Origin of the sequence: Anaerovorax odorimutans, assembly GCF_024459955.1 — a bacterium.
Classification (GTDB): domain Bacteria; phylum Bacillota; class Clostridia; order Peptostreptococcales; family Anaerovoracaceae; genus Hominibacterium; species Hominibacterium odorimutans_A.
Map to the genome: position 1 here is coordinate 114,976 of NZ_JANFXK010000008.1, position 26,400 is coordinate 141,375.

General features: G+C 47.9%; 19 protein-coding genes. 5 read left to right on the plus strand and 14 right to left on the minus strand.

The window, feature by feature from the left end:
• Positions 1-69 precede the first annotated feature (69 nt).
• From thiC to thiD, 4 genes are read left to right on the plus strand one after another with little or no spacing between them, the layout of a single operon-like run.
• Positions 70-1,377: a phosphomethylpyrimidine synthase ThiC gene (gene thiC / locus NE619_RS08800; RefSeq protein ID WP_256132085.1), complete on the plus strand. Its 1,308-nt coding sequence runs from the start codon at positions 70-72 to the stop codon at positions 1,375-1,377.
• A gap of 15 nt (positions 1,378-1,392) precedes the next feature.
• Positions 1,393-2,214 (plus strand): hydroxyethylthiazole kinase, encoded by an 822-nt coding sequence (thiM, locus tag NE619_RS08805; RefSeq protein ID WP_256132042.1) that lies wholly within the window; start codon positions 1,393-1,395, stop codon positions 2,212-2,214.
• A complete protein-coding gene (gene thiE / locus NE619_RS08810) occupies positions 2,201-2,842 on the plus strand; it encodes a thiamine phosphate synthase (protein ID WP_256132043.1) in 642 nt (213 codons plus the stop codon). The genes thiM and thiE overlap by 14 nt, the downstream gene beginning before the upstream one ends.
• Positions 2,839-3,633 (plus strand): bifunctional hydroxymethylpyrimidine kinase/phosphomethylpyrimidine kinase, encoded by a 795-nt coding sequence (thiD, locus tag NE619_RS08815; protein ID WP_256132044.1) that lies wholly within the window; start codon positions 2,839-2,841, stop codon positions 3,631-3,633. Before thiE ends, thiD begins: the two co-directional genes overlap by 4 nt.
• Positions 3,634-3,822: 189 nt before the next feature.
• Here the strand turns inward: thiD and NE619_RS08820 are convergent, their stop codons facing one another.
• From NE619_RS08820 to greA, 14 genes are all read right to left on the minus strand, one after another.
• The gene (locus NE619_RS08820; protein ID WP_256132045.1) at positions 3,823-8,490 is read right to left on the minus strand and encodes a SpaA isopeptide-forming pilin-related protein; all 4,668 of its coding nucleotides are present in this window, start codon (positions 8,488-8,490) and stop codon (positions 3,823-3,825) included.
• A gap of 165 nt (positions 8,491-8,655) precedes the next feature.
• On the minus strand, positions 8,656-10,065 hold the full coding sequence (gene radA, locus NE619_RS08825) for a DNA repair protein RadA (RefSeq protein WP_256132046.1): 1,410 nt from the start codon (positions 10,063-10,065) through the stop codon (positions 8,656-8,658).
• A 66-nt stretch (positions 10,066-10,131) separates the two neighbouring features.
• Positions 10,132-10,464, minus strand: coding sequence for a hypothetical protein (locus NE619_RS08830; protein WP_256132047.1), 333 nt, complete (start codon positions 10,462-10,464; stop codon positions 10,132-10,134).
• A gap of 43 nt (positions 10,465-10,507) precedes the next feature.
• Positions 10,508-11,344, minus strand: coding sequence for a TerC/Alx family metal homeostasis membrane protein (locus tag NE619_RS08835; RefSeq protein WP_256132048.1), 837 nt, complete (start codon positions 11,342-11,344; stop codon positions 10,508-10,510).
• A gap of 58 nt (positions 11,345-11,402) precedes the next feature.
• Complete coding sequence (locus NE619_RS08840) at positions 11,403-13,268, minus strand: subtype A tannase (protein ID WP_256132049.1); 1,866 nt, start codon at positions 13,266-13,268, stop codon at positions 11,403-11,405.
• A gap of 138 nt (positions 13,269-13,406) precedes the next feature.
• Positions 13,407-14,033: a CatA-like O-acetyltransferase gene (locus NE619_RS08845; RefSeq protein WP_256132050.1), complete on the minus strand. Its 627-nt coding sequence runs from the start codon at positions 14,031-14,033 to the stop codon at positions 13,407-13,409.
• 11 nt (positions 14,034-14,044) lie between these two features.
• A complete protein-coding gene (locus tag NE619_RS08850; protein ID WP_256132051.1) occupies positions 14,045-14,929 on the minus strand; it encodes an MBL fold metallo-hydrolase in 885 nt (294 codons plus the stop codon).
• A complete protein-coding gene (locus NE619_RS08855; protein ID WP_256132052.1) occupies positions 14,916-15,776 on the minus strand; it encodes a TerC/Alx family metal homeostasis membrane protein in 861 nt (286 codons plus the stop codon). The genes NE619_RS08850 and NE619_RS08855 overlap by 14 nt, the downstream gene beginning before the upstream one ends.
• 231 nt (positions 15,777-16,007) lie before the next feature.
• Positions 16,008-17,963, minus strand: coding sequence for an elongation factor G (locus NE619_RS08860; protein ID WP_256132053.1), 1,956 nt, complete (start codon positions 17,961-17,963; stop codon positions 16,008-16,010).
• A 224-nt stretch (positions 17,964-18,187) separates the two neighbouring features.
• On the minus strand, positions 18,188-19,225 hold the full coding sequence (locus NE619_RS08865) for a hypothetical protein (RefSeq protein ID WP_256132054.1): 1,038 nt from the start codon (positions 19,223-19,225) through the stop codon (positions 18,188-18,190).
• 468 nt (positions 19,226-19,693) lie between these two features.
• Entirely contained in the window at positions 19,694-21,793 is a 2,100-nt protein-coding gene (locus tag NE619_RS08870) for an EAL domain-containing protein (protein ID WP_256132055.1), read from the minus strand.
• A 24-nt stretch (positions 21,794-21,817) separates the two neighbouring features.
• Positions 21,818-23,212: an asparagine--tRNA ligase gene (asnS, locus tag NE619_RS08875; protein ID WP_256132056.1), complete on the minus strand. Its 1,395-nt coding sequence runs from the start codon at positions 23,210-23,212 to the stop codon at positions 21,818-21,820.
• Between the two features lie 66 nt (positions 23,213-23,278).
• Positions 23,279-24,820 (minus strand): lysine--tRNA ligase, encoded by a 1,542-nt coding sequence (gene lysS, locus NE619_RS08880; protein WP_256132057.1) that lies wholly within the window; start codon positions 24,818-24,820, stop codon positions 23,279-23,281.
• Between the two features lie 19 nt (positions 24,821-24,839).
• A complete protein-coding gene (greA, locus tag NE619_RS08885) occupies positions 24,840-25,316 on the minus strand; it encodes a transcription elongation factor GreA (RefSeq protein ID WP_256132058.1) in 477 nt (158 codons plus the stop codon).
• 357 nt (positions 25,317-25,673) lie between these two features.
• Between greA and NE619_RS08890 the strand changes: the two genes are divergently transcribed.
• Complete coding sequence (locus NE619_RS08890; protein ID WP_256132059.1) at positions 25,674-26,384, plus strand: response regulator transcription factor; 711 nt, start codon at positions 25,674-25,676, stop codon at positions 26,382-26,384.
• The last annotated feature ends 16 nt before the right edge of the window (positions 26,385-26,400 follow it).

Genomic DNA, 26,400 nt, shown 5'->3' on the forward strand with positions numbered 1-26,400 from the left:
TCATTACGGAGAATACCTATATCGGTGTTCTCCGTTTTTTCTTGCCCTGAAAGGAAAGGAAGCAATATGATGAATTACACAACACAGATGGATGCCGCTCGCAAAGGCATCCTCACGAAAGAAATGGAAATTGTCGCGGAAAAGGAGGGTATCCCCGCCCAGCAGCTGATGAAGCTGATGGCTGAGGGCAAAGCGATCATCCCCTGCAACAAAAAGCACACGGCTATCTCCCCCAGCGGTCTGGGTTCTTCGCTGAAAACCAAAATCAATGTCAATCTGGGAACATCCCGGGATATGACGGATATGGACATGGAATTCGCCAAGGTCCAAAGCGCAGTGGACATGGGCGCAGAGGCGATCATGGATCTGAGCTCCTACGGCGATACCCGCAAGTTCCGCAAACATCTGACGGAAAACTGCCCGGCCATGATCGGCACGGTGCCCATCTACGACGCTGTGGTCTATTACCACAAGCCTTTGATCGAAATCACGACCGAGGAATGGCTGGATATTGCACGCATGCACGCAGAGGACGGGGTGGACTTTCTGACCATCCACTGCGGGATCAATAAAGAAACCGCACACAAGTTTAAGCGCAACAAGCGGATGACCAATATCGTATCCCGAGGCGGCTCCATTATCTTTGCCTGGATGGAAATGACGGGAAAGGAAAATCCTTTTTACGAACGTTTTGATGAGCTTTTGGATATTTGCCAGGAGTACGACGTTACCCTCAGTTTGGGAGATGCCTGCCGGCCCGGCTGTCTGGCGGATGGCACCGATGCCTGCCAGATCGAAGAGCTGATCGCTCTGGGCGAGCTGACAAAGCGGGCCTGGGAGAAAAATGTGCAAATCATGATCGAAGGCCCCGGCCACATGCCGCTCAACCAAATCGCCGCCAATATGGAGATTCAAAAGACCCTGTGCCACGGAGCGCCCTTCTATGTTCTCGGGCCTATTGTCACTGATGTGGCTCCGGGCTACGATCATATTACCTCCGCCATCGGCGGGGCCATCGCAGCAGCCAGCGGAGCAGCCTTCCTCTGCTACGTTACGCCGGCGGAGCACCTGCGGCTGCCGACCCTTGAGGATGTGAAGGAAGGAATCATCGCCGCCAGAATCGCCGCTCACTCCGCTGATATCGCCAAAGGAATCCCGGGCGCTATGGATTGGGACAACCAGATGAGCCTGGCGAGAAAAGAGCTGGACTGGGACAAGATGTTCGGCCTGGCTATGGATCCGGTTAAAGCCCGCAAGTATCGCGACTCCTCTTCTCCTGAGAAGGAAGACACCTGTACCATGTGCGGCAATTTCTGCGCGGTGAAAAACATGAACCGTATTCTCGACGGCGAAATCGTTTCTATCTTTGACGAATAATAAGGAAGTGAAAACATGTTTAAAGAAAAACTGGAGAATGTCCGTAGCAAATCTCCGCTGATACATAGCATCACCAACTATGTGACCGTAGGCGACTGCGCCAATATCCTTCTGGCCTGCGGCGGTTCGCCGATTATGGCCGATGAACCGGAGGAAGCGGAAGAAATCACCTCCATTTGCGGCGGTCTAAACATTAACATCGGTACCCTGAACCGGCATACGATCCCGGCTATGCTCACAGCTGGGAAAAAGGCCAATCAATGCGGGCATCCTGTCCTTTTGGATCCTGTGGGTGCCGGTGCTTCTTCTCTGAGAACGGATACGGCCCGCGGGCTGCTGGAAGCCATTGATTTCACAGTAATACGCGGCAACATTTCGGAAATCAAATCCCTTGCTGCGGGTTCGGGGACGACAAAGGGAGTGGATGCGGATGTGGCGGATGCGGTTAGAGAACAAACCCTGGAACAGGCAGTTGCCTTTGCCAAGGAGTTTTCTTCCCAGTCCCATTCCATCATCGCCATTACCGGTGCCATTGATATTGTGGCGGGCCCGGAAAAAGCTTATGTGATCCGTAATGGGCATCCCATGATGAGCCGCATCACTGGCAGCGGTTGTATGCTGTCTGCGATGATGACCGCTTATCTGGCAGCAAACCCCGACGATCCTTTAGGCGCTGCGGCGGCCGCTGTCTGTGCCATGGGGCTTTGCGGTGAAACGGCTTATTCCCGTCTGGCTGAAGGAGAGGGAAATGCCTCTTATCGAAACAGGCTGATCGATGCTGTCTATCATTTGGACGGCGATACTTTGGAAGAAGGTGCAAACTATGAAATGCGATAAAAAAACGATGCTGCTCTATGCGGTGACGGACCGGTCATGGACCCGGGAGCAAACACTGATGCAGCAGGTGGAGGCGGCTTTGAAGGGCGGTGCCACCTGTATTCAGCTGCGGGAAAAGGAAATGTCCGATGCGGATTTTCTGGCGGAAGCCATTGAAATGAAAGAGCTTTGCAGCAGATACGGAGTACCTCTCATCATCAATGACAATGTGGAGGTGGCTGTAAAAAGCGGAGCTGACGGCGTCCATGTGGGACAGCGCGATATGGAAGCGTCCCAGGTTCGGAAGCGCATTGGGAATGCTATGATTCTGGGGGTATCGGCTCAAACCGTAAGCCAGGCCCTGCTGGCGGAGGAAAACGGCGCCGACTATCTGGGCGTAGGGGCTGTTTTCAGCACTTCTACAAAAACCGATGCCCGGGAAGTATCTCATCAAACGCTGAAAGAAATCTGTCAGGCTGTTTCCATCCCCGTCTGCGCCATCGGCGGCATTTCCCGTGATAACCTTCTGCAGCTGAAGGGTTCGGGAGCAGATGGCGTGGCACTGGTGTCAGCCATTTTTTCCAGCAGTGACATTGAGGCGGAATGCAAGGCTTTGCGCGCCCTTTCTCAGGAGATGATAAGCAAATGAAAAAAGTACTGACCATCGCCGGATCCGACTGCAGCGGCGGAGCCGGAATCCAGGCCGATATCAAAACCATCACCGCCCACAAAATGTACGCCATGAGCGTTATCACTTCCCTCACCGCCCAGAATACCACCGGTGTATACGGCATTGCCGATACTGCGCCGGAATTCGTCGGCCAGCAGCTGGACTGTATTTTCACCGATATTGTCCCCGATGCGGTGAAGATCGGCATGGTTTCCAACAGTGCCATCATCCGGGTGATCGCAGAAAAGCTGCGGCAGTATGATGCAAAAAACGTAGTTGTGGATCCGGTGATGATCTCAACCAGCGGCAGCCGGCTGCTGTCTGAAGACGCCTGCGATGCGCTGGTTTCGCAGCTGTTCCCTGCGGCCTCCCTCATCACGCCCAATATTCCGGAAGCAGAGGTTTTGAGCGGTCTTGATATCTCCGATAAATCCGCTATGCTGCAGGCAGCGGAAAAAATCGCTTTCTCTCAGCAATGCGGCGTGCTGATTAAAGGCGGCCATCTGCCGGGAGACGCATGCGATTTACTCTTCTATCATGGAGAAACTTTCTGGTACGACACGGACCGTATTACAAATCCCAATACTCACGGTACCGGCTGCACCCTTTCCTCTGCCATTGCCTGCGGGCTGGCGAGCGGAAAGGATCTGGCAGACAGCATCCGCTCAGCCAAGGAATACCTGACCGGAGCCCTGAAAGCGGGCCTGGATCTGGGGAAAGGCTCCGGACCTTTAGACCATACCTATTGCCTTTCATCTGCCTGTGAGTAATAAGGAAACCGCTGTAAAAATTGCTGAGAAACAAGTGGGCATCGCCCCCAAACCCATTGTTTTCGTCCGCTTTGCCCTTGCTTAAATCCAAAAAGCGCCGCCGGTACCTAGCGGTTACAAGCCCATTATACATAAAAAAGGAGCAGCCTTTTCACCAATCGGTGCAGACTGCTCCTTATTACTTTTCCTTTATAAAATTTTACGTCTTCTTCCGTTGATTACCAGAATTCCCATGGTTGTCAATGCTGCCAGCATGCCCAGGATCAGAAGCGCCATATCGCTGTCATCACCCGTCTGGGTGGCTGTTCCTTTTGGATTTTCCGGATCATCGCCGTTTTCCGTTACAAATTCTTCTGTCATCTGGTTTTCCAGACCTATTTCAGCGAGGTCCCCATCCAGCTTGATCTCTTCATCCATCAGATTGGTGAAACCCAGATCCGCGGCCTCTAGCTCTGTCAGCGCTTTGCCGTTTTTATCGGTTTCCGCCAGGTAATAGGTTCCATAAGAAAGATTTTCAAAGGTAACCTTGGCTGCGCTTCCGCCATTCATCTTTAATGCTTTTGCGTCTGTGATCCGCTCTTTGTGAGCCTTATCTGCGAAAAGCGCCACATAGAACACTTCATTGGTCTTATATGGTTTTCCATTAAAGGTCGTGGTCTTGTTTACTGTGATCTGGCCTCCATAGTAGAACTGCTCTTCATCGTGGAAATCATTGGTGATTACCGCGCTGCCCGTCTGGTTTTCTTCCGTCAGGGTGAATCCATTCTTGTCAATGGTCATTTCACAATTCAGCTGCTTCTGTGAATCCGTGATGACTTTGCCCTCTGCGTCTGTCTCTGCCACGTAGTACGTCTGATTGATCGGCAGATCGGCAAAAGTCACGGTCGTGCTTGCTTTTCCATCCATAACCAGCGGCTTGATGTCTCCCACCTGCTGCGTGCAATCTTTGTCGGTATAGAGGCCAACGTAGAAAATGCTGTTGGACTCAAAGTCCTTACCATCCATAGTCACGCGCTTTGTAACATCGATGGAACCCGCCCAGTAATACTGGTCGAAATAGCTGTTGGTGATCTTGCTTTCTGCTGTCAGATTATTCGGATCCAGCGTAACGACCTGGTTGTCATAAGCAATTGCCCATGTATCGTCGTCCGCTGTGTTTGTCAGCGCGTTTCCGTCCTCATCGGTCTCTACCACATAATAGGTTTCGTTTACCTTTACATTGTCAAAGGTCACAGTCGTAGATTCATTGTTGTTCATCTTCAGCGCCTTAACCTCGCTGACAAGGTGCTCTTTCGTAAACTCGCTGTCGTCGAACAATGCCGCATAGAAGGTCCTTTCCGTAGGCACACCGACTCCATTCTGTTTTACTTCCTTGGTTACACGGATTTTTCCGGCCAGGGTGTTGGTGATGGTGTAGGTCCTATTCTCGCTGTCTACTTTTTCGCCGTCTATAGTTGCATCGCCGTTGTTGTCGATTACTACGGTGTATACCTTATTGGAGTCGTAGTAGTAGCCCTCAGGGACTTTGGTTTCCTTCAGGTAGTAGGTGCCTGCAGCAAGGCCTTTAAAGGTAAAGTAACCGTCTTTTTCCTCTATGCCGGATACCGGATCGTTTTTACACTCTTCATCCGTATACAAGGTAAACCCTGCGTCTTTCAGCGTTTCGCCTGTATGCTCGGAAGTCTTGTGAATATAAAAATTATATTTTTCGTTAGCCACGCTGAAGATATGGCCGATCTGATAGGCAGGAACATTTTCAAGAGAGGCTCCGCCGTTTTCATCGCGCAACTGGAATTCATATTTTTTTGAGGCTTTTTCATATCCGTTCGGAGCTTGAGCTTCCACCAAAATATACTTGATTCCAGCCTCTAAATAGTAGTCCTTGCCTTTCCATGTCAAGTTGTTGCCATTTTCACTCTGACCGAAAACAGCGATTCCATCCTTGCCTGCGGTTGTTTCTGTTCCTAAAAGATTTTCTTTGGACACAGAGTCCCGATAAAGCTTAAATACTGCACCCTCCAGCTTTGTATTTGTATTAGCGCTGTCATATTTCTGAGCGAAAATAGACAGCTCACTTGCACTTGATCCCGCCTCGGAGCTTAATTTCTCGATGATAACGGACTCTTCTACTTTATCCCCATTGGACTTATTGCCTACTTTAAGGACTGCTTCATTCTCGTAATCAATATGATCTCCAACAGCACCCAGGACCAAGGCTTTATATTTAATCGTATATTTATGTCCGTCTGCGTTTTTAATTTCAATCCTCAGTACATTCTTTTTGTCGCCTTCGGCATGACTAATTCCATAGTCGTTTTTTTCAGCGCTCAGCTCCTCCCCGTCATCACGTGTTATTACAAAGGAATTCAGGTCCAGCTCCATTGTCTTGCTGTAAGTGTCTGTCAGCACATAAGCATTTGCCTTGTCTGCTGATTCAGAATTCAACAGCATTTTATTCGGATTCAGGACGATTGTAAATTCAGCTTCGTAGTTATTATGCTGTGTGGGCTTCTGTGTAATTTCTTTTTTGACAATTTTGTTGTTGATGCTTACTTCTGCCGGTAAGGAAAGACTGATATTTTTATCCGTTACGTTGGCCACATTTGAAAATATTTTTTGTCCGGCCTCTGATAAAACACCTTTTTTTATCTTTGTCTTATAGACCAAGGTATAGGTTTTATTTTTTTCCAAATTACCCAGATGGAATTGATATTCCTTTTCATCCTTTGTAATCTGACTTTCCGTCAATTTTTTTCCATTTAAGAAAACGCCATAACTGCTGTCAAATTCCTGGTTATCTGAAAACATATCCTTGACGATAACATCGGAGTTTTCTCCCTGTCGGTTAGTCTCAAGCCCTACAGTCCAGATAATCTCTCCAGCGGAGGAATTAATTTCCCCGCTTTTTTCACCCTCCATAAAAAGCTTATCGCTGTAATCTTCGTAATCCGAATACTCCTTGCTGCCTACGGAGAATTTACCTACATTACGCCAGGTTCCATTAGTGTTGCTACTATTGGCAATAGCTACTTTTGTATAATAGCTAATTTTAACTGTATATCTGGAGTTGCTGGCCGGAAGTGAAGATTTCGCCACATCAGCCCCATCCGCAAAATACAGATCAAAACCTTTTTTGCCGTTTTGTACCAGTGTTATCTTTCCGGAATACTTGCCGTCGCAGTCAACCTTTACCTCATTAAATCTGTCGTCTTTGGACGGAACGCCAAGCGAGGCCTCCAGCGGTGATAAAAACTCATGCTTTTTATAGTTGCTGCTATCTGTTATCGAATCGCTGAATTTAACCTTCTTCAGGCCTGACGCCGGAACCGTAATTTCGCTGGTCCATCTCAAATAAAGATTTCCGTCCGTATCTCTTACAATGCTGTTTCCCTTTTGGTTCGTATTATAGGAATCTCTGAATTTTTTCTTCAGAAAGCCTGCGCCAGGTTCCGTATAAGTCGCCTCTTTTTTATACTTCAGGGATTCCTTGCTCAGTACGGCCTCATTTTTAAAATTGTCTCCCTGACCCGTTTCTGCCGTGGCAGAGGAGTTGCTTTCCGGAATATTAGTCCAATACACAAATGTGTATGTGTTCTTACCTGCGCCCGGTGGGAAAGTATAGCTCCATGTTTTATCAGAATCTCCAGCAAGTGTCTCCCAGGAAGGGACATCTGTCTTATCAACTTCAACCTCGTTCCTGCTTATTACCATCGGAGTCTTCTTATCCAGCTTTAACTCCTTATCTTGCAAGGTATCCGTAAGGGTATATCCGTCCAACTCCATATGCTTGCTGCTGTTAACAGTAACCGTCCATTTTAATTTCCCATTGTCTGTAACGACTTTTTTGGTGATTCTTGAAAATGTCAGTTTTTCTGTTACAGCCGCTGAGTAAACCTCCTCAGCGTTATCACCTTTCGCATAGGCCCTGTTGGAGATTGTAGCATCAAATACTCCCACCTGACTGGTCTCTATGGTCTGCTCCGCTTTTTCGCTTACTTTTCCCTGGTAGGTAACCGTATAGGTCTCGCCCTTTTTCATTGTCCCTACATTAATCGCCCAGGTTGCCGCTTCTGTCTTTTTTTCGGGCGTAACATTGGTGATATTGTTTACCCTTTCAAACTTTACATCTTTCCCGTCTTTGTCGGTCACTTTAATTGTGCCTTCTATCAGGGATAAATTACCGTTCATATGGTCGGATACGATTACATTCTCCGCACTGTAATCCGTCTTCACTTTGATTGTATAGTCAACGGTTCCTTCCCCGTAATTATACTTTGCGGCTGTCTTGCTGATTTCCAGATTTGCCTTTTTTTCTAATTTTACATCAAATTTTATGCCATCTGTGAATTCAACTGTAATTTCATCCTTTCCCTCTGTCGCTTCCTTAGTAAAGCTTCCTTCAAAAGTAAGGAAAGTTTTGATATTCTTATATCTTTCTACATAATCGCTGTCCAGGTCTACAGTTATGCGTCCGCTTGTTTCAATCGTATATGTGCCAATCTTTTCTTTTTTATTTGTATCGTTAATCGGCTGATCTTTTAAATTTGAAAGCACCTTTATGCTGGATGGTATCTGATATGTCATCCTTCCATCATTGGGAAATTGCCTTCCGTTGCTGATTTCAGAAAAAAACAGTTTCACAGAAAACGAGCCTTCCGGATTTACACTGTCTGCCGGATTGTACTCCCCTCCATCTGCCCAAATCTGTGCATCGTCCAGATAGTTCTCGATATTTGCCGGATCAGCATCCCCCTCAACACTGCTCGCCGCAAAAACTGCCGCACTGCTGAATAACGTAGAACTAATCATCGCAACGCATAATAATACAGCTATTGTAATTTTGCTTTTCCCTCTCATAATGTCCTCTCTCCCTCCAATTATCTACAGCGCCTTTGCGCTTAATTTCCATACGACTGTTTTATTATATGTATTGGTAGTTACCTTTCGGTTACATTTAAGAGGTTTTACAAAAAAAATCAGGTTTTTACAAAACCTGATTTTCTAGTATATTTATTCTTCATTCTAAAACGCCTTTATCGCATCTATAATATGTTTTGCGCTGACCAGTGTCAGCCCTTTGAGGTTCAACTCCTTTAACTTCTCCGCATTTTTTCTTGGCAGAATTATGCGTTCAAACCCCATCCTTGCGGCCTCACGGACGATTTTTTCGCTGTTCTGCACCGATCTGAGATCTCCGGTCAGTCCAATTTCCCCCAGTGCAATGGTCCTGCCGGAGCAGGGCCTGCCTTTTACTGTGGAATAGATGGCCAAGGCCACCGCCAGGTCGATGGACGTTCCCTCCGGTTTCAGCCCGCCCACCACATTGACGTATATATCCTGATTAATCAGATTCAAGCCCGCTTTCCGTTCCAGCACGGCCAGAATCATATTGAGGCGGGAAAGCTCCACGCCAATGGCAGAACGCCTGGCAAAGCCCACATTTGTCGGCGCTGCCAACGCTTGAACTTCCAGCAGCAGGGGCCTGGTACCTTCATAAACCGCAGCCGCCATAGAACCTTCCGCACCATCTTCCATGCCTTCAAGAAAACTCTTGGACAGATTTTCGATCTCAATCAATCCCTCTTCCGCCATCTCAAAAGCGCCGATCTCGCTGGTGGTTCCATACCTATTTTTGAAGGCCCGAAGAATTCTCAGTTCCTGGTTGCGTTCACCGGTGAAATGCAGCACACAGTCTACCAGATGCTCCACGATCTTGGGCCCTGCCAGTTCTCCGCTCTTTGTTACATGGGCCACAATAAAGATCGGAATATTGTAAGTCTTGCCTACCCGCATCAGCTCGTTACCGCAGGCCCTCACCTGGGATACGCTGCCGGGGGCCGAATCCAAATCGCTGCTGTACATGGTCTGGATCGAGTCGATGATGACAAACTCCGGTTTTAGTTCGTCCGCTATGACGGAAACGTTTTCCATGTTGGTCTCGGCCAGAATAAAGAGGTTATCTGTCAGTTCCCCGCATACCCGGTCAGCCCGCATTTTGATCTGCTCCTCCGATTCCTCGCCGGAAACATAGAGAACTCTGCCGTATTTCTTGGCGATGTTTGCCGCCGCCTGTATGATGATGGTGGACTTTCCGATTCCCGGCTCACCGGAAATCAGCGTGAGGGAACCCTTTACCATGCCTCCCCCCAGCACTCGGTTCAATTCCCCGATTCCGGTATCCATGCGGGTATAATCACTGGATTTCACCTGTGACAATTTTGAGGGACGATTCCTGGCCTGTCCTGCCGGCCCGGTTCCCTCCGCTGCCTTTATATTGCCCGTCCGACGCCGCTTGTCCTGGACATCGGCAGCTGGCAGAACCTTTTCTTCCACCATGGAATTCCAAGCCCCGCAGATACACTGCCCCTGCCACTTGGCGCTCTCATAGCCGCACTCCTGGCAGACGAATACGGTTTTCACCTTCTTTGCCATAACCACCATTACCTTTCCCTTTTTCCAGCCTGTTTTCGGCCGTTCGCAAACATACGTTTGCAACCATTATATCGCTGCACTGATGCCAGTGTCAATAACTTCCTGTGCAAAGGCGGATCTTTCATATCGCCCCATTCCCGAAAGTAAACCATACGCGAAACTTGCTCGCCACAGCTCGCAGGTTATGGAAAACGGACCAAAAGGCAAATTGCGATTTTTATCAACATCCAGCGAAAAACCAAGATCTTGTTGAGCTTTTTTCAAGGATACAGAGCCTCCAGGCACAAAAACCTGATCAATCCGCAGCTTCCAACAGGGGCAGAGACCGCAAACCCTTGGAAATACATCAACAACAAAGCCAAAACAAATCCGTTGTTGAACAAAATACAAAAATAGCATTTACACAATCCCTACCATGGCGCCCGCAAAAACCCGCGTGGCTTCACAGCCGGGCGGTACGGCGGCCGGAAAGCAGCACCGATACGAGAATACTGAGCGCCAGGACGATGCCAATAACGGCAATGGATTCCGGAATCGGGATATACCAGCCTACGGCCAGCCCCGCCAGCTTCATTCCAGTAAATACCAGGATAACAGAAATCCCGTATTTCACATAGGCAAACCGTTCATGCAAATGTTCCAGCACGAAATAAAATTGCCGCAGACCGAGGATGGCAAAGATGTTGGAAGTATAGACGATAAACAGATCGGTGGATACGGAAAAAACAGCCGGCACGGAATCCATGGCAAAAAGAATATCCGAGCATTCAATCAGACAGACCACGGCGAATAGCGGCGTAAACAACCGCTTTCCATTCCGGCCCCGAACTACAAAGCGGTCCCCGGACAGGCTGCGGGTCATAGGCAGAATCCGGGATACGGCCTTTATAATCAGGCTATCGTGGGGATCTTTCCCTGTATCGTCTTTCAGCATTTTCAGACCATTGATAATCAGGATTCCCCCGAACAGATAGAGAATCCACTCAAAGCGGCTGACCAGATGGACGCCAAAAAAGATAAAGAAAAACCGCAGGATAATCGCTCCGGCGATGCCATATCCCAGGACTCGATGCTGAGCATGTTCGCAAATACGAAAGCTGGCGAAAATCGTTACAAAAACAAAGAGGTTATCCATGCTGAGACTCAGCTCGATCAGATAACCTCCCATAAATTCCAGCGCCTTCTGCTGTCCAAGAAAGTAATAGATGCCGCCGCAGAAAGTCGTCGCCAGCAGCATCCAGAAAAGCAGCCATTTTATTGATTTGAATATATTTTTCATTTCATCACCCCTGCATAAACACTTTATGCGGGAGTTTTGCCATTATACTTAAAACTCTTTATTTCAAGCAGCTATTTACCCATTGAATAAAGTTATCCGTGCTGTCTCCGCTGCGTTCCGCAGTCGTATGGCCCTGCTTCCAAACTGTCTCAAAATCCACCGCCTTAACAGCATCGTTTTGTCTCAGTGCCAGCGCCAAATTCGTTTCTACCGTAAGCGCCGTGTCGCTCTGCTCAATACCGGTACGAATCCTCCAGTAAGGCGCAACGATTGAAGAGCCGTTTCCTTCGTAATAATCGCTGAGGAAATACATTGGATTGTACATATTCTGGCGAGTCTGTGAATCATTCCCCAGTTTATCCGTTTTCGTAAGGTCGTTCGCATACTCCTTAATCAGTGAAGAATCCCAATCATCAAGGGCCGCATACCGACTTTGGTTCTTCTCCAGCAGCTTTGCCATCACAGAATCAAAATGCAGTGCATCGCTGTCATCGTTCCCAAAAAGCTTGTTCTCTGCCTGACTGCGCTTCGTATCGTCGAACGCACCCACCGATTTGGCAGCCTGCTTGCAATGCTTTACAAAATCACCCAGGCTGGTGATTGTCGCCTTTCCGGTTTTTTCGTCATATTTAACCCATTCTCCGTCGCCATTGAGGTCAGCAATATATGCCTGCACCGTTTTATAAGTTTTCCCGCTGCTACCTTCGCTTTTGATTTTTCCATCCGGTGGGTTGCCGTCCGGTTTCTGTCCGCTTGCCGCACCCTTTGGCAAATCAGGAGGATTGCCCTTTTTCTCCTCTCCCTTTGGAGGCTGCTGATTCCCGCCACCGAACCCGCTGTCCGCCTGCTCTTTCATGGAAGTCTCTGTATAAGGAAACTCTGTATCACTGAGGAAATTATTGAGGGATTTCTCCACAAGGCCCAGCAGATAATCGTAATAGGAGCCGGACGTATAAATGTCCTCTGCGGATTTTTCCAGAGTCAAAGAATTTCCCTCTTCATCCACAAGGCGCAAGTCATTGATATAGTCTGCATAGCTGGCCGCCAGGTCATCGGAAAGCGCCGAGGTCCAGGTACTGTCTTTGCGGGTATCTTCGGAAGAATACTGTCCCATATTCCACTCATACGCCGCATCGGCATAATCCAGGCTGGTGATCGGACACCAGCACATGGCTCCGCAGATTGCATCACTGAGGTAGTTGCCTTCACTATCGAACATGGCTGCGCCTATCGAAGTCAGATAATCGTAATACAGCTCACTGTCTCCCGTGGCCCCCATCAAAGAGCTCTGAGCGCCGCCTCCGCTATGGCCAAAGGTGAAAATCCGCTCCGTATCGCCGGGCAGATTGGCCGCATTATAGCGATAATACCGGACCGCCGCTTTCAGATCCGTAACGCCCCAGGGCGCGCCTCCGCTGTATGTCAGTTTTCCGCTATCATCGTAACCGTTATCTCTTCCCCGCATTCCCGAATATACATAAACAAATCCTGCTTTCAGATAATCAGAAACCGCATCGTAGCTATACTCCCCGGGCGCTGCCTGAGCAGAATACCCCGCTGTATTGACCGGAAAGACAATCGGCGCTGTCTCCCCGGTGTATCCCTTTACCGTCTCTTCGTTATTAACCGTACAGGTATAGGTACCATCCCCATTCTTCTTACCGTTCATATACGCTCCCGGTACGTAAATACCCATTGTCTCATACTCCTCTGTTTCAGGATCAGAGCAGTACGAAACTTTTACCTGCCAATAGACATCGTTGCCCACATCATAATTCCATTTTCCATTGTCAAAGGTCAGCGCTGCGTTGTCCTGCCCATAGTCCTTCAGTCCCTGTGTTTTTCCCTTTGAACCGCAGGCACACACCGCAACAGTGGCTGCAATTAGTAGCAGCGCTAAGATAATTTTTATTGGCCCTTTCATTTTTTCCTCCTTTTCGCTCTCGTCTGGTGCAGGCTAATCTTACCCTCGGTCTATGAATGAAAAATGGAAAAAATGTGAATCATTTGTGTCACATAAATGGGATTATGCACAAGTTATCCTGCTTGCCTCCGTCACCCTCTATTCAAAATCATCCAGATAGCACTGCAGTGATTCGGCCAGCTTGCCCACATGGATTCCGTCCACAAAGGAATGGTGTACTTGTACGAAAAATGGCAGTAGCACCCTGCCGCGCCGCTCAAAATATTTTCCCCAGTCAAAGAGAGGTGTGGCATTGTCCTTTTTTCCTGAAATCGTGTGAGAAATATGCGTGTAAGAGATCCATGGAAGCGGTGAAAACTGGAAGATATCATTACCCAGAGGCCCTGTAAAATACGCTTCCTGCGCCTCGGCCTTCTTCAATGCCGCTGTCGCGTATTGGGCCATGGAGCCTTCTAATTTTGCATTGACTACTTTAAACAGCTCCGTCTCCTCGTCCAGATATGTGAATGCCGTGTCGATTTTGTCGTAAAGAACGACTTTTCCGTCCATAAAACGGTAACGGAATTCCTCGATCTCATTGGCGCATTCCGCCGCGGCGTACATAAGACCAAAGGTAAATGGGATTTCTTTCTCTCTTATCCGTTGCAGAAAGCTGGTGATATCCAGCTCAAAGGTTACGCAGTAGGATGGTTCTACTCCGTCTCTGAACACCTGGCAGTGTACGGCCCGCTTCCAATTGTTCATATCAATTTCTTTATAGCTCATTTTTTCCTCCTTTACCCTCTGGCCATCTGCGGCTCACGGTTCCCAAGTCCATCGCCTTTCCACTCTTCTATGTTGGCATAGATCGACGTGCGGAACAGCGGATTGGCTTTCAGGCCGTCAATACCCATTTTTTCGCACACCCGTTTGAACACCTGCGCATTTTCCAGATCTTCGTTTTTCGCCAGCACCCGGCCGACGATTTCATGGATTCCCTTGAGAAATTCCCTTGCCTCCGCAATTCGCTTCCGCCCCTCCGCAAGGGCCCAAGTGTCTGCCCAGGCCGAGCAGTACAGGTGCACCTGCTGCAAGCGGTCAATGCGGTCCAGGCTCTCCATGCTCTGACGGTAACTGGTATAGATGGGGATATCTCCTGGTATGGGAACTGCATCGCCGGTAAACAGAATCTGCTCTTCCTCAAAAAAGTAGGACATGGACCCTGCCGAATGGCCCGGGGTGGCGATAGGCCGGATCGTAACGCCCTCTTCAAGGCGGATCACCTCTCCTCCCTCCAGCTTTTCATCCAAATGAACGCTGTCGTTTACCAGTTTGTAAAAGTTGGGAATCGGCCGGGCGGCAAACTGTCTGTCGATATCTTCGATCCAGCCCTGTTCCCGGCTGCTTCCAAACAGCTGGGCTCCCGTTCTTTTTTTGATATATGCCGCAGCGCCCATATGATCCGGATGGGAATGGGTAAGAAAAATAGCTTTTAAATCACAATTCTGTTTACCGAACCGATTCATGGACTTCTTTATAAGCTTTTCCGCGCCTGCGACTCCGGTGTCGATCAGGTAGCAGCCTTTCTTCCCTTCAATCACATAGACGTTTACAAACCGCTCTATTTCTTCCGTAACATGAAAGTAAACCTTAATTTGATAAACCTGCTTAGAAATTTTCATTTTTCTTTCCTTTCCCTTTATCCCGTTCTTTCCTTTTTGAAACGATTACCGATACGATTACACTGCTTATCAGTACCACCAGAATCACTCCGATGGAAATGGGAATGGAGATGTGCAGTCCAAACATCAACCCTCCCAGTTTTACCCCCGTAAACATGAGAATCACCGCCACCCCATACTTTACATAAGCAAAGCGTTCATGCAGATGCTCCAGTACAAAATACAGCTGACGCAGCCCCAGGATAGCAAAAATGTTGGATGTATAAACGATCAGCAGGTCGGTGGAAACAGAAAATACCGCCGGTACTGAATCGATGGCAAAGAGGATATCCGAAAATTCAATGAGACAAAGCACGGCAAACAGGGGCGTAAAAAGTCTTTTGCCGTCTTTCCTGATTGTAAACCGGTCCCCTTCAAACTCTTTGGTCATGGGCAGCACCTTGGCAATCCCTCTCACCACCGGACTCTCATGAGGGTCCCTCTCCTTGTCTTTTTTGAACATCTTTATGCCGTTGATAATCAGAATCGCTCCAAACACATAGAGAACCCATTCGAACATGGTGACGATTTTGACGCCAAAAAAGATAAAGATAAATCGCAGCACAACAGCTCCGGCAATGCCGTAGCCCAGCACCCTGTGCTGGGCTCGCTCCCGAATGCCATAGCTCATAAAAATGGTAATAAAGACGAAAAGATTATCCACGCTAAGACTCAGCTCGATCAAATATCCTCCCAGAAATTCCAAAGCCTTCTGCTGGCCCAGGAAATACCAGATTCCTAGGTTGAATAAAATCGCCAGTCCCATCCAGAATATTACCCATTTCAAAGATTTTAATAATTGTTTCAATCCTTCCACCCTTCCTATCGGTCCGCGCTACCGGCCATCTGATGAAAAAAGACCTTAATGCCACCTCTTCCAAAGTGTACATTAAGGTCTTGCTATCCTTTCGGAGAATAGGACTAGGCTGTGGTTCAGCCGGCTGTTGATCCTATTGCTTAGAAGCTACTCCCCATTAATGGTTGGTTCTATTTCGCCGTATTTCATTCTGCGGCACCACCGCCTGGATCGGTGAATATTTTATTTATCATCCGCATTGTATGCGTCGATAATCTTCTGCGCGATCTGAGCCGGAACTTCTTCATATCTCTCAAACTTCATGGCGAAGGTTCCTCTTGCCTGTGTCATGGCTCTCAGGGTAATGGCATAATCAAAGAGTTCCGCCTGCGGGGCTTCGGCCATCAGCTTCTGACTGCCGTCTGCCTGCGGCTCCATACCGAGGATCTTTCCTCTTCTCTTATTCATATCGCCCATAACATCGCCCATATATTCGTCCGGAACCATGATATCCAGATGCATAACCGGCTCCAGCAGAACAGGTTTGGCTTCTTTGATACCCTTCTTGAATGCCAGGGAGGCCGCGATCTTGAACGCCATTTCATTAGAGTCAACATCATGATAGGAACCGTCATAGAGGTCGGCCTTAACGTTTACAACCTTGCATCCGGCGAGAGGTCCTTTTTCCATGGATTCGATCAGGCCCTTTTCAACTGCCGGCACGTAGTTCTTCGGAATCGCTCCACCAAACAGGGATTCGGTAAATTCGAACTCTTCCTGTGAAGGGGAGAATTTAATGTGTACGTCTCCGTACTGCCCTGCTCCGCCGGACTGTTTCTTATGTTTACCTTGAACATCGGATGTTCCCTTGATCGTTTCTCTGTAAGCGATCTTCTGTGGAATCGTCTTGACTTCAACGCCGAATCTATCTTTCAGCTTGGCCATAATGATGTTCAGCTGCATTTCACCCTGGCCGCCCAGCAGCGTCTGATGCGTCTCGTTGTTTCTTTCAACTACGAAGGACGGATCTTCTTCCTTCAGTCTGGACAGACCGGAGAATACCTTATCTTCGTCTTTTTTGTCCGCAGCTTCAATTGCTACATACAGAGACGGCACCGGGAAGTCCAGAGGCAGATAACGGATGATGTCATTCTTATCGCAGAGTGTATCACCGGAAAGCGTATTCTGCAGCTTTGTCACAGCCACGATATCGCCTGCTTCCGCATAGTCCAGCTCCTGCTGCTCTTTACCGCGGAGGAAGAACAGCTTGCCCAGCTTTTCTGTCTTGCCGGCTCTTTCATTTAAAATTTCCATACCGGAAGTAAGCTTGCCGGTAACGACTTTCATTACGGAAATCTTTCCTACGAACGGGTCAACAATCGTCTTAAATACAAAGGCAGAAGGCGATGAATCCACTACACACAGTTTTTCAACCGGCTCGTTGTTATCGTTAAAGCCTTTGTAAGGTCCGTGCTGCAGCGGAGTCGGAACATATGTAACCAAGAGGTCCAACAGTCCTTCGATTCCGTGTCCCAGCGAGAAAGCGGAGGAACATACCGGAACGATTCCACCATCGGCGATTCCCTTTACCAGACCCTTTTTAATTTCTTCGTCAGTGAAAGCATCCCCGTTAAAATATTTTTCCATCAGCTCATCATCCGTCATGGCGATGGCTTCCTTTAAATCCTCGTCAATTTCTGCGGACAGAGGCCAGCTGAACGGAATCAGCGTTTCGCCGAATTTTGCTTTCAGTTCTTCAAAGGTCTTGTAAAAGTCAAATTCGTCCTTGTCCCTTTTATTTATAACAATGAATCTAGGCATCTTGTAGCGTTCGCAGGCTTTCCACGCATGTTCGGTTCCCACCTGAATACCGGACCCGGCATCCACCAGGATTACAGCAGCTTCGGAAGCTCTCAGTGCTGCATTTACCTCTCCGATAAAGTCAAAGTATCCCGGAGTGTCGATAAAATTGATCTTGCTGTCTTTCCATTCTATTGGAACAACAGAAGTGTTGATGGAAAATCCCTTTTCGATCTCCATTTTATCGTAGTCGGAAACTGTATTTCCTTCTTCTACCTTACCCAGTCTGCTGATTACGCCTGTTTCGAGAAGTGCAGATTCCAGAAAAGTAGTTTTACCACATCCGCCATGCCCGACAAGTGCAACATTTCTGATCGTTTCGCTCGTATAGCCCTTCATATTAAGACCTCCTAAATCTCTTTTTTTCAGTAATGTCCATATTATATCATTGATGCAGTTTGATAGCAATATAACAGGCCTATGTTTTCTGAATTTTAAGTTAAGTGAATGTGAAAAAGAGGAAAACCTCTTGCATAGATACGCTCATCCGTTTTCCTCTTACAATTCAATCGTTCCTTTTGTGCCCGCCTCTGTTTACTAACCGCAGGCGCTTCTGATCCCAATCAATGGGCTGCATAGATATTATAATATTTTTGCGCCTCAGCTTCACTTAAACGAAAATGATCCTTTAGTTTTTTGACAATCTTCTGTTGGGAGAATCCTTCCTCGCTGAATCCCAGAATAAAACTGGCGATGCCTTGTTCGATACCCTGTTCTATACCTTGCTCCCTTCCCCTCTCGATGCCTTGTTCTATGCCTTGTTCGATACCTAAAGTCAGACCCCGTTCCCGGGCCTCCTCTTCCGCTTCTTCCACTCGGATTCGAAGTATATCATCATAGGTAATTTCATCAAACATCATATTGTACACCTCCTTGCCGTGCCGCTGTAAAAACTCCCGCAGTATGTTCTCTTCCATACACTCCCGAATCGCTTCTTTCACCGCCGCATCCTGATTCTTTCCTTCCTGCCTCTTGGACCGGATTCGCCCGATAAACAGGCTGTACTCCTTCAGCACCGGGCATCGCTCCAGAATCGGGTGTTTCTTTTCAATGTTAATATTGATGGCCAGCACTTCCAGCTCCACCACAGTATTTTCCTGCGGTACCCGAAAGGCCCTGGAAAGCCGGTACCGCTTTTCCTGCGGAAAATCCTCCACTCCATTATACAAAAGATGCAGCCGTGGTACCGGGACCCGATACAACCCCCGCCGGTAGGCTTTACTGATATCCAGAATCTGCTCGTAGACCCGCCCCAAATACACAAACATCCGCAGCGGTGAATTCTCGGTCATGGTCGATTGATGTTCAATAATGCTGAGATAGCAGTCCTCTACAGAAAATGACAGATCATTGCGCACATTGTTGAAAATAGCCCCTTTCAGGGTGTTGATTCGGATGTCTTCTTTCTTCATATAGTGAGTGTCTTCCAGGGCGTTGAACAGGCTCAGCAAATTTTCCTCATCATCAAAGAGCAGCCGGAACACACTGTCCTTAATGTTGCGGTTTGAACTAAAAGTTTTATATTCTTCTCTTAATAGTTCTCCCTTTATTATAAAATCTTCCTGATCTGAATGCAAGAAATATTGTGCGAAATGATCCATGACTCCCACATCTCCTTTAATTTTTTCCATTTTTATCCATTATATGAAAAAGTGCTTTCTTTGTCAATATTTTACATAAAATTTCTTAATGGACGACGGCGACTCAATTGGTGAAAATCGTATAATAAAAGTTATCCATATTCGCTTCTTTTAAGAATAATACGGATAACTTTGCAACGGTCTAATCGATTCTTTTTTTAATCAGGCTATTTAACAGGAAATGATCAAAACAGGCCTTCCCAAGCCACAACTTTTATCCATAAAGGCGTTTTTTCTGCTCAAAATGGATAAGAAGCCCAAAATATGGAGAACTGCCCCCCAGACCGGAACTTCTGACTTGCATCCAAACAAATGGCAGCATTTAGGTTTTATCAACTAATGCGACAGCCCCTTCTCCAAGTGCTAAATTCGAAATTTTATCATTGTTGCAGTTTGACAGCAGCATAGCAGACCTGTGTTCTCTAAATTTTAAGGAATCAGATACTTCTCCTCAAAGACCGGCAGCGGCTCCGCCTTGCCGTAGAAATACCCCTGATAGATGTCACATCCCAGCTCCTGCAGCATATCCCGCTGCTGTTGGGTTTCCACATATTCGGCCACCACCTGAAAATCCAGGTCGTCAGCCAGCTTTACGATCCCTGAGATGATATCCTTGGACCGCTTATTGTCCAGCATCTGCTTTACCAGCTTTCCATCCAGCTTCACCTCATCGAAGGTCATGTTCTGGAGATAGAGCATGGAACCGTGGCCCATTCCAAAATCGTCAATGCTCACCTTATATCCCTTTTCCCGCAGGCGGTTGATCCTCCGCTGCATCTGCGGCGAATTGTTCAGCAGCACCCGTTCCGTGATCTCAAAGACCAGCTGCGTGCCATCCAGATCATAACGGTCAATGGCCTCCAATGCTTCTTCCAGAAACACCTCATCCTCCATCTGATAGGGGGAAAGATTGATCGATATATGCAGATCTTTTGAATATATCCGTTTCATCTCCCGCACATCCCGGCAGACGCTTTCAACGATGTAAAGGCCCAATTTGCGCAGAAAGCCGCCTTCATAGGCAATATCAATGAGCAGCGGAGGCGAAATGTTTCCTGCCACCGGATGTTCCCAGCGCAAAAGCGCCTCTGCTCCGTGGATCTTTCCTTCTCCCGTAATCTGTATCTGGTAATGGAGCTGTACCTGACCCCTGTCAATAGCATTTTCCATATCCAGAGCCAGCGCCTTGGCCGCATATTCAAAAGGACTGGTCCCGGTCATCAGCTCCGGCGCTTTACCTGCTGTTTCGCACTGAAACATCGCTTTTTCCATATCCTTAACAGAACTGCGGAAATCGCGCGTCTGCTTTTTCTCACTGCGTTTTATAAAGGGGATATAGATACAGGTGCCCACAGCCACATTGAACAGCTGCAGGAGGCTGCCGGCCAGAGAGCCGGTAGCCTGATATCCGCTGAACAGCACCGGAACCGTCCATTCCACCGAATTGCTCACCATTGGAACCAGCCCCAGCGCCATTGCGCCGCTGCTGGTCAGTGCTAGAACGAGAGGTGTCAGGAGGAAAGGAATGAACATCGCCGAATTAAAGATAACCGGGAATCCAAAAATAACGATTTCGCTGATATTGAACAATACAAAGGGGCTGGCTACCTGCGCCAGCTTTCTGTTGTTGCTCTTTTTTGCCGCTATGAAAAGCGCCAGCACCAGACAGAGCGCCGCCCCGCACCCGCCGACAAAGACAAAGGTGTCCAGAAATGTCTTGGAAAAAATTTCAGTCGGCGCCAGACCTGCCTCGATGAGCGCCTGATTGACATCCACACCTTCTTCAAAGAATTGCTTGGCTACCGCATCCAGCGTATTGGTCCCGTGGATACCGAAAAACCATAGCAGATGGGAAAAGAACACATACAGAAGGATGCCGAACAGGTTTTTTCCGATGCCGCTGAAAAGTTTCAGAAACAGATAGGAACCGAAATTTGTAATGTTCCCTGTATCAATTACCGACCTCAGTGCCAGACCCACAATGCCGAAAAGAATGCAGATAAGCGCAATAGGCAGAAGTCCTTTAATGGTCAGGTTAAATATGTAGTCCGCGCCGATGGTATGAAGTTTTTTGATGCGGTGAACCATCTGCATCAGCTTTCGCAGCAGGCCGCCCGATATCAAGGCAATGCACATTGCGGAAAATACCCAGTCAGAGGCAAATACATACGCGCTTTGCTCCTGCAGGCCTCCACAAAAGGAAAGGTAGGCGCAGACGGCGGTCACCGGATAGAGGGCCGCCTCATCCTTTTGTACCATTTGCCCAAAGGATATGCTGATGGTAATCAGCAGGATCAGCGCCAGCGATCCCAGGGTAACATTGTAGAGATATTCCAGCAGAACGCTGAGCCGTCCGCCCGCAGCCCCTTCCAGCGCAGCCTGATAGCCTTCATGGGGAAAGCTGTTTAATAACAGCGCAAACGACCCCAGTATCAAAAAAGGGGTCGCCAGTGTCAAGCCTCGTTTTATAGACAGCCCGTAAGGCGTTTTATAAAGATCTAAAATTCGTTTCATGGCTGTGCCGCGCATAAAGCCCTCCAATCCCAAAGGCTCTTAAAATTCCGCCGTTTTCGGAGTTCTTGGGAACGGCAGAACGTCACGAATATTGCTCATTCCCGTCAGGTACATAATGATCCGTTCAAAACCCAATCCGTAGCCGGCATGTTTAACCCCACCGTACTTGCGGAGATCCATGTACCACCAGTAGTCCTTTTCATCCAGACCCATTTCGTCCATTCTGGATTTCAGCACATCGTAGCGCTCTTCCCTCTGACTGCCTCCAATAATCTCGCCCACACCCGGAACCAGAAGATCGCAGGCCGCAACAGTCTTGCCGTCATCGTTGAGACGCATGTAAAACGCTTTAATCTCCTTCGGATAATCGGTTACGAATACCGGTTTTTTATAGATTTCCTCTGTGAGGTAACGTTCGTGCTCAGTCTGCAGGTCAATCCCCCATTCTACCGGGTACTCGAATTTCTTCTTGGATTTTTTCAGCAGATCCACCGCTTCCGTATAGGTCACACGGGCGAATTCAGCGTTTACCAGAGCCGACAGCCTGTCCAGCAGCCCCTTGTCTATAAATTTATTGAAGAATTCCATTTCCTCCGGCGCGTTTTCCAGAACATATTTAATAATATATTTAATCATCGCTTCCGCCAGATCCATGTTGTCGGAAAGGTCGGCAAAAGCCACTTCCGGCTCGATCATCCAGAACTCAGAGGCATGTCTTGCGGTATTGGAATTTTCCGCCCGGAAAGTGGGGCCGAAGGTATATACATTGCGGAAAGCCAGTGCGAAAGTCTCCGCTTCCAGCTGTCCGCTTACCGTCAGGCTGGTCTCTTTTCCGAAGAAATCCTGGCTGTAATCGATGGAGCCGTCCTCCGTTTTCGGCGGATTGTCCATATCCAGGGTAGTGATGCGGAACATTTCTCCTGCGCCTTCGCAGTCGCTGCCAGTTACGATTGGCGTATGCACATACACAAAATCGTTTTCCTGGAAAAACTTATGAATGGCATATGCGACCAGAGATCTGATGCGGAACACTGCGGAAAAGGTATTGCTCCTCGGTCTCAGGTGAGCGATCTCCCTTAAAAATTCCATGCTGTGGCGTTTTTTCTGTAGCGGATAGTCCGATGCGGAATCCGCCTCGATCACGATTTCTCTGGCTTTGATCTCAAAGGGCTGCTTGGCATCCGGTGTCAGCACAAAATTGCCTCTTACCATCAGCGCCGCGGAAATGGGAGCTTTGGAGATTTCCTCAAAGTTATCCAGATACTCCGCTTCATAAACCACCTGTACCGATTTGAAGAACGTTCCGTCGTTCAGCTCGATAAATCCGAATTTGTTGGAGCCTCTGTTGGTTCTCACCCAACCGTGGACCACAATCTCCTGATCCGCGTATTTCTCTGTCTCCCTGAAAAGGGCTCTCAGTTGTACATCCTTCATTATTTATCTCCTTTATCTTATACGATTAAAAAGCCGGAAACCAAAGGATTTCCGGCTCTGTGTTCCTTATTTATCCAGAGGTTTCATGGTTGGGAAAAGAATGATATCCCGGATGCTCGGCGCATCGGTAATCAGCATAATCACCCGATCGATGCCGATGCCCAGACCTCCTGTCGGTGGAAGCCCGACTTCCAGAGCGTTTACGAAATCTTCATCCATTGGATGCGCTTCATCATCCGTACCATCGTCCAGCTGCGCCTGCTGTTCCTTAAAGCGCTCGTACTGATCGATCGGGTCGTTGAGCTCGGAGAAGGCGTTGGCGATCTCCCATCCGTTGACATAAGCCTCGAATCTCCTGGTGATTCTCGGGTCCTCGGGGTCTCTCTTAGCCAGCGGTGAAATTTCTACCGGATGTCCAACGACAAATACCGGTCCGTCCAGATATCCCGGAACGTCCTCACAGTATTCCTCGAACAATTCCGCCAGAATCTTTCCTCTGGTCATTTCTGCGACTTCATCCTTGTCCATACCCTGACCGATGGCTGCCTTTCTGGCCTCCTCATCGGTCGTTATCTGTTCAAAGTCAATGCCTGTAATCTCTTTTACGGCATCAGCCATATTGAGTCTTCTCCACGGAGGAGTCAAATCAAAAGTCTTGCCCTGATAATTGATAACCATACTGCCGGTGGCTTTAAGAGCGGCTTTGGAAACAACCTGCTCCGTTACCTCCATAGTGGTTTCCATGTTACCGTAGGCCATGTAACATTCCATAGAAGTGAACTCCGGGTTGTGGTTTCTGTCCATACCTTCGTTTCTGAACATCTTGCCCATTTCATAAACCCGGTCCAGTCCGCCGACTACCAGTCTCTTGAGGTAGAGCTCATTGGAGATACGCATTTTCATATCCAGATCCAGCGTGTTATGGTGCGTCTCAAAAGGCCGGGCGTTGGCTCCGCCTGCGATGGTAGTGAGAATCGGCGTATCCACTTCCAGATATCCGTAATCTTCTTCCAGTACTCGCTTGATCTCCTTAACAATTGCCGCACGCTTGATAAAGATGTCCTTTACGTCCTGATTCATAATCAGATCTACGTAACGCTGTCTGTAGCGGATATCCGTATCTTTCAGACCGTGCCATTTATTGGGCAGAACCTGCAGGGATTTGGAAAGCAGCACCAGTTTGGAAACCTCGATGGTGATCTCCCCTCTCTGCGTCTTGAAAACTTTTCCCACAACTCCATAAATATCGCCGATATCGGAAGTTTTGAACCATTTATATTCGTCATCACCCAGGATATCTTTTTTCACGTGGCACTGAATACGGCCTTTGCAGTCCTGAATATCAATAAAGGAAGCTTTTCCCATGCCTCTTTTGGCCATCATTCTTCCGGCAATGGAAACTTCTTTGCCGTCCATCTGCTCAAAATCATCCTTAATATCCTGGCTGTATGCGTCAACATCCCATTTTTCCACCAGAAAAGGATTTCTTCCTGCTTCCTGCAGTTTTTTCAGCTTATCCCTTCGAATCTTTCGCTGTTCATTCAATCCTTCTTCAGTCAGCTCTTCTGTCTCCGGATTTACGGTCTGGTTTTTCTTTTGTTCGCTCATTTTGTTCTTACCTCTAACTTTATTTTTTAATTATGTCTAATATTTTATACGTAATTACGCCATCCGGAACTTCGGCCGTTACTTCATCTCCAACTTTACTGCCCAGCAGCGCCTGGCCTACCAGGGATTCATTGGAAATCTTTCCTTCAAACGGGTCCGCCTCAGTTGAGCCTACGATGGTAAACGATTCTTCCTCTTTTGTCCCTAAATCCTGAACCTTTACGGTCAGCCCCACGGTTACCTGGTCTCCAGCGAGTTCACTTTCATCGATGATCTTAGCTTTACGGATCATATTTTCCAGCTTGTTGATCCTCTCTTCCAGCTCTGCCTGTTCATTTTTGGCAGCATCATAGTCCGCATTTTCAGATATGTCGCCCTGTGCGATGGCATCTTTCAGTTTTTCCGCCACTTCCGCTCTTCTTACGGCAACAAGTTCCTCATGCTCCTCTACGATTTTATCGTATCCTTCTTTGGTTAACAGTATTTCTTCTGTCATTTAGTTAATCTCCTTTCGACCCTTGTCATATCGTAACATTATAATGCGCAAAGCCTAAAATGTCAATGGTTTGCGGGCATTTTACAGTTGATAGCGCCCGGCTCCGCAGGAAAGGCTGCCGGTCCTGTAAATCTTGTATAAAACGGCACCCTCCGACAAAATATCCGGCGGCGCCGCACTGGTTTCCCGGGCCACAGCACAGAAACCGAAATTCATTAGCAGGATGTTTTCTTTTTAATTGTGACGGTATTTTTACGGTTTTGCATTGATTCCCGGCAATTTAGGTCCTTGTAACCTGTTAATTTTTGGAGTAAAATAAAAATTGTAAGAGCATAAAGTGCTAAAGGGAGGTCTGCAATGGCACAGGACAAAATTATGGTCGTAGATAACGAAATGGAAATCATTCAGCTGATGAAGCTGTATCTTTCCAGGGAGGGATACGACGTTGTCTGGACAACAGACAGCACGAAAGCTGCTGCGATGGCACAGGACGAGAGCCCCGATCTGATCCTCCTCGATGTGGTAATGCCGGGGCTTTCGGGAATCGAGTTGTGCGGAAAGATCCGCGAACAAAGCGATGTACCAATACTGTTTGTCAGCTGCAAAGGACAGGATATGGATAAGGTTCTGGGCTTGTCCATAGGCGGAGATGATTATATTACCAAGCCTTTCAGTCCTACAGAACTGGTAGCGCGGGTTAAGGCGCATCTCAGAAGAAAGCATTTAAGCAATTCCTCCGGCGCGTTTTCCTCTACGGAGCAAAACGCACTGTCTGTAGGGGATCTTGAAATTGATCTGTCCGCCCACACGGTTACAGCGAGTGGTGCTCCGGTCCACTTGACGGCTAAAGAATTTGAGCTTCTGGTGCTCCTGGCCAAATATCCCAATCGGGTGTTCACCGGAAGGCAGATATTCGATAATCTCTGGGATTCCTATGGGATTGACGATGATGTGCGCACCGTTATGGTTCACATCAGCAATCTGCGGAAAAAAATCGAACCAAACCCGGAAAAACCGCAGTATATCTTAACGGTGCGGGGAGTCGGCTATAAGTTAGTCGCGCAATAATTTTTATCTTATTATT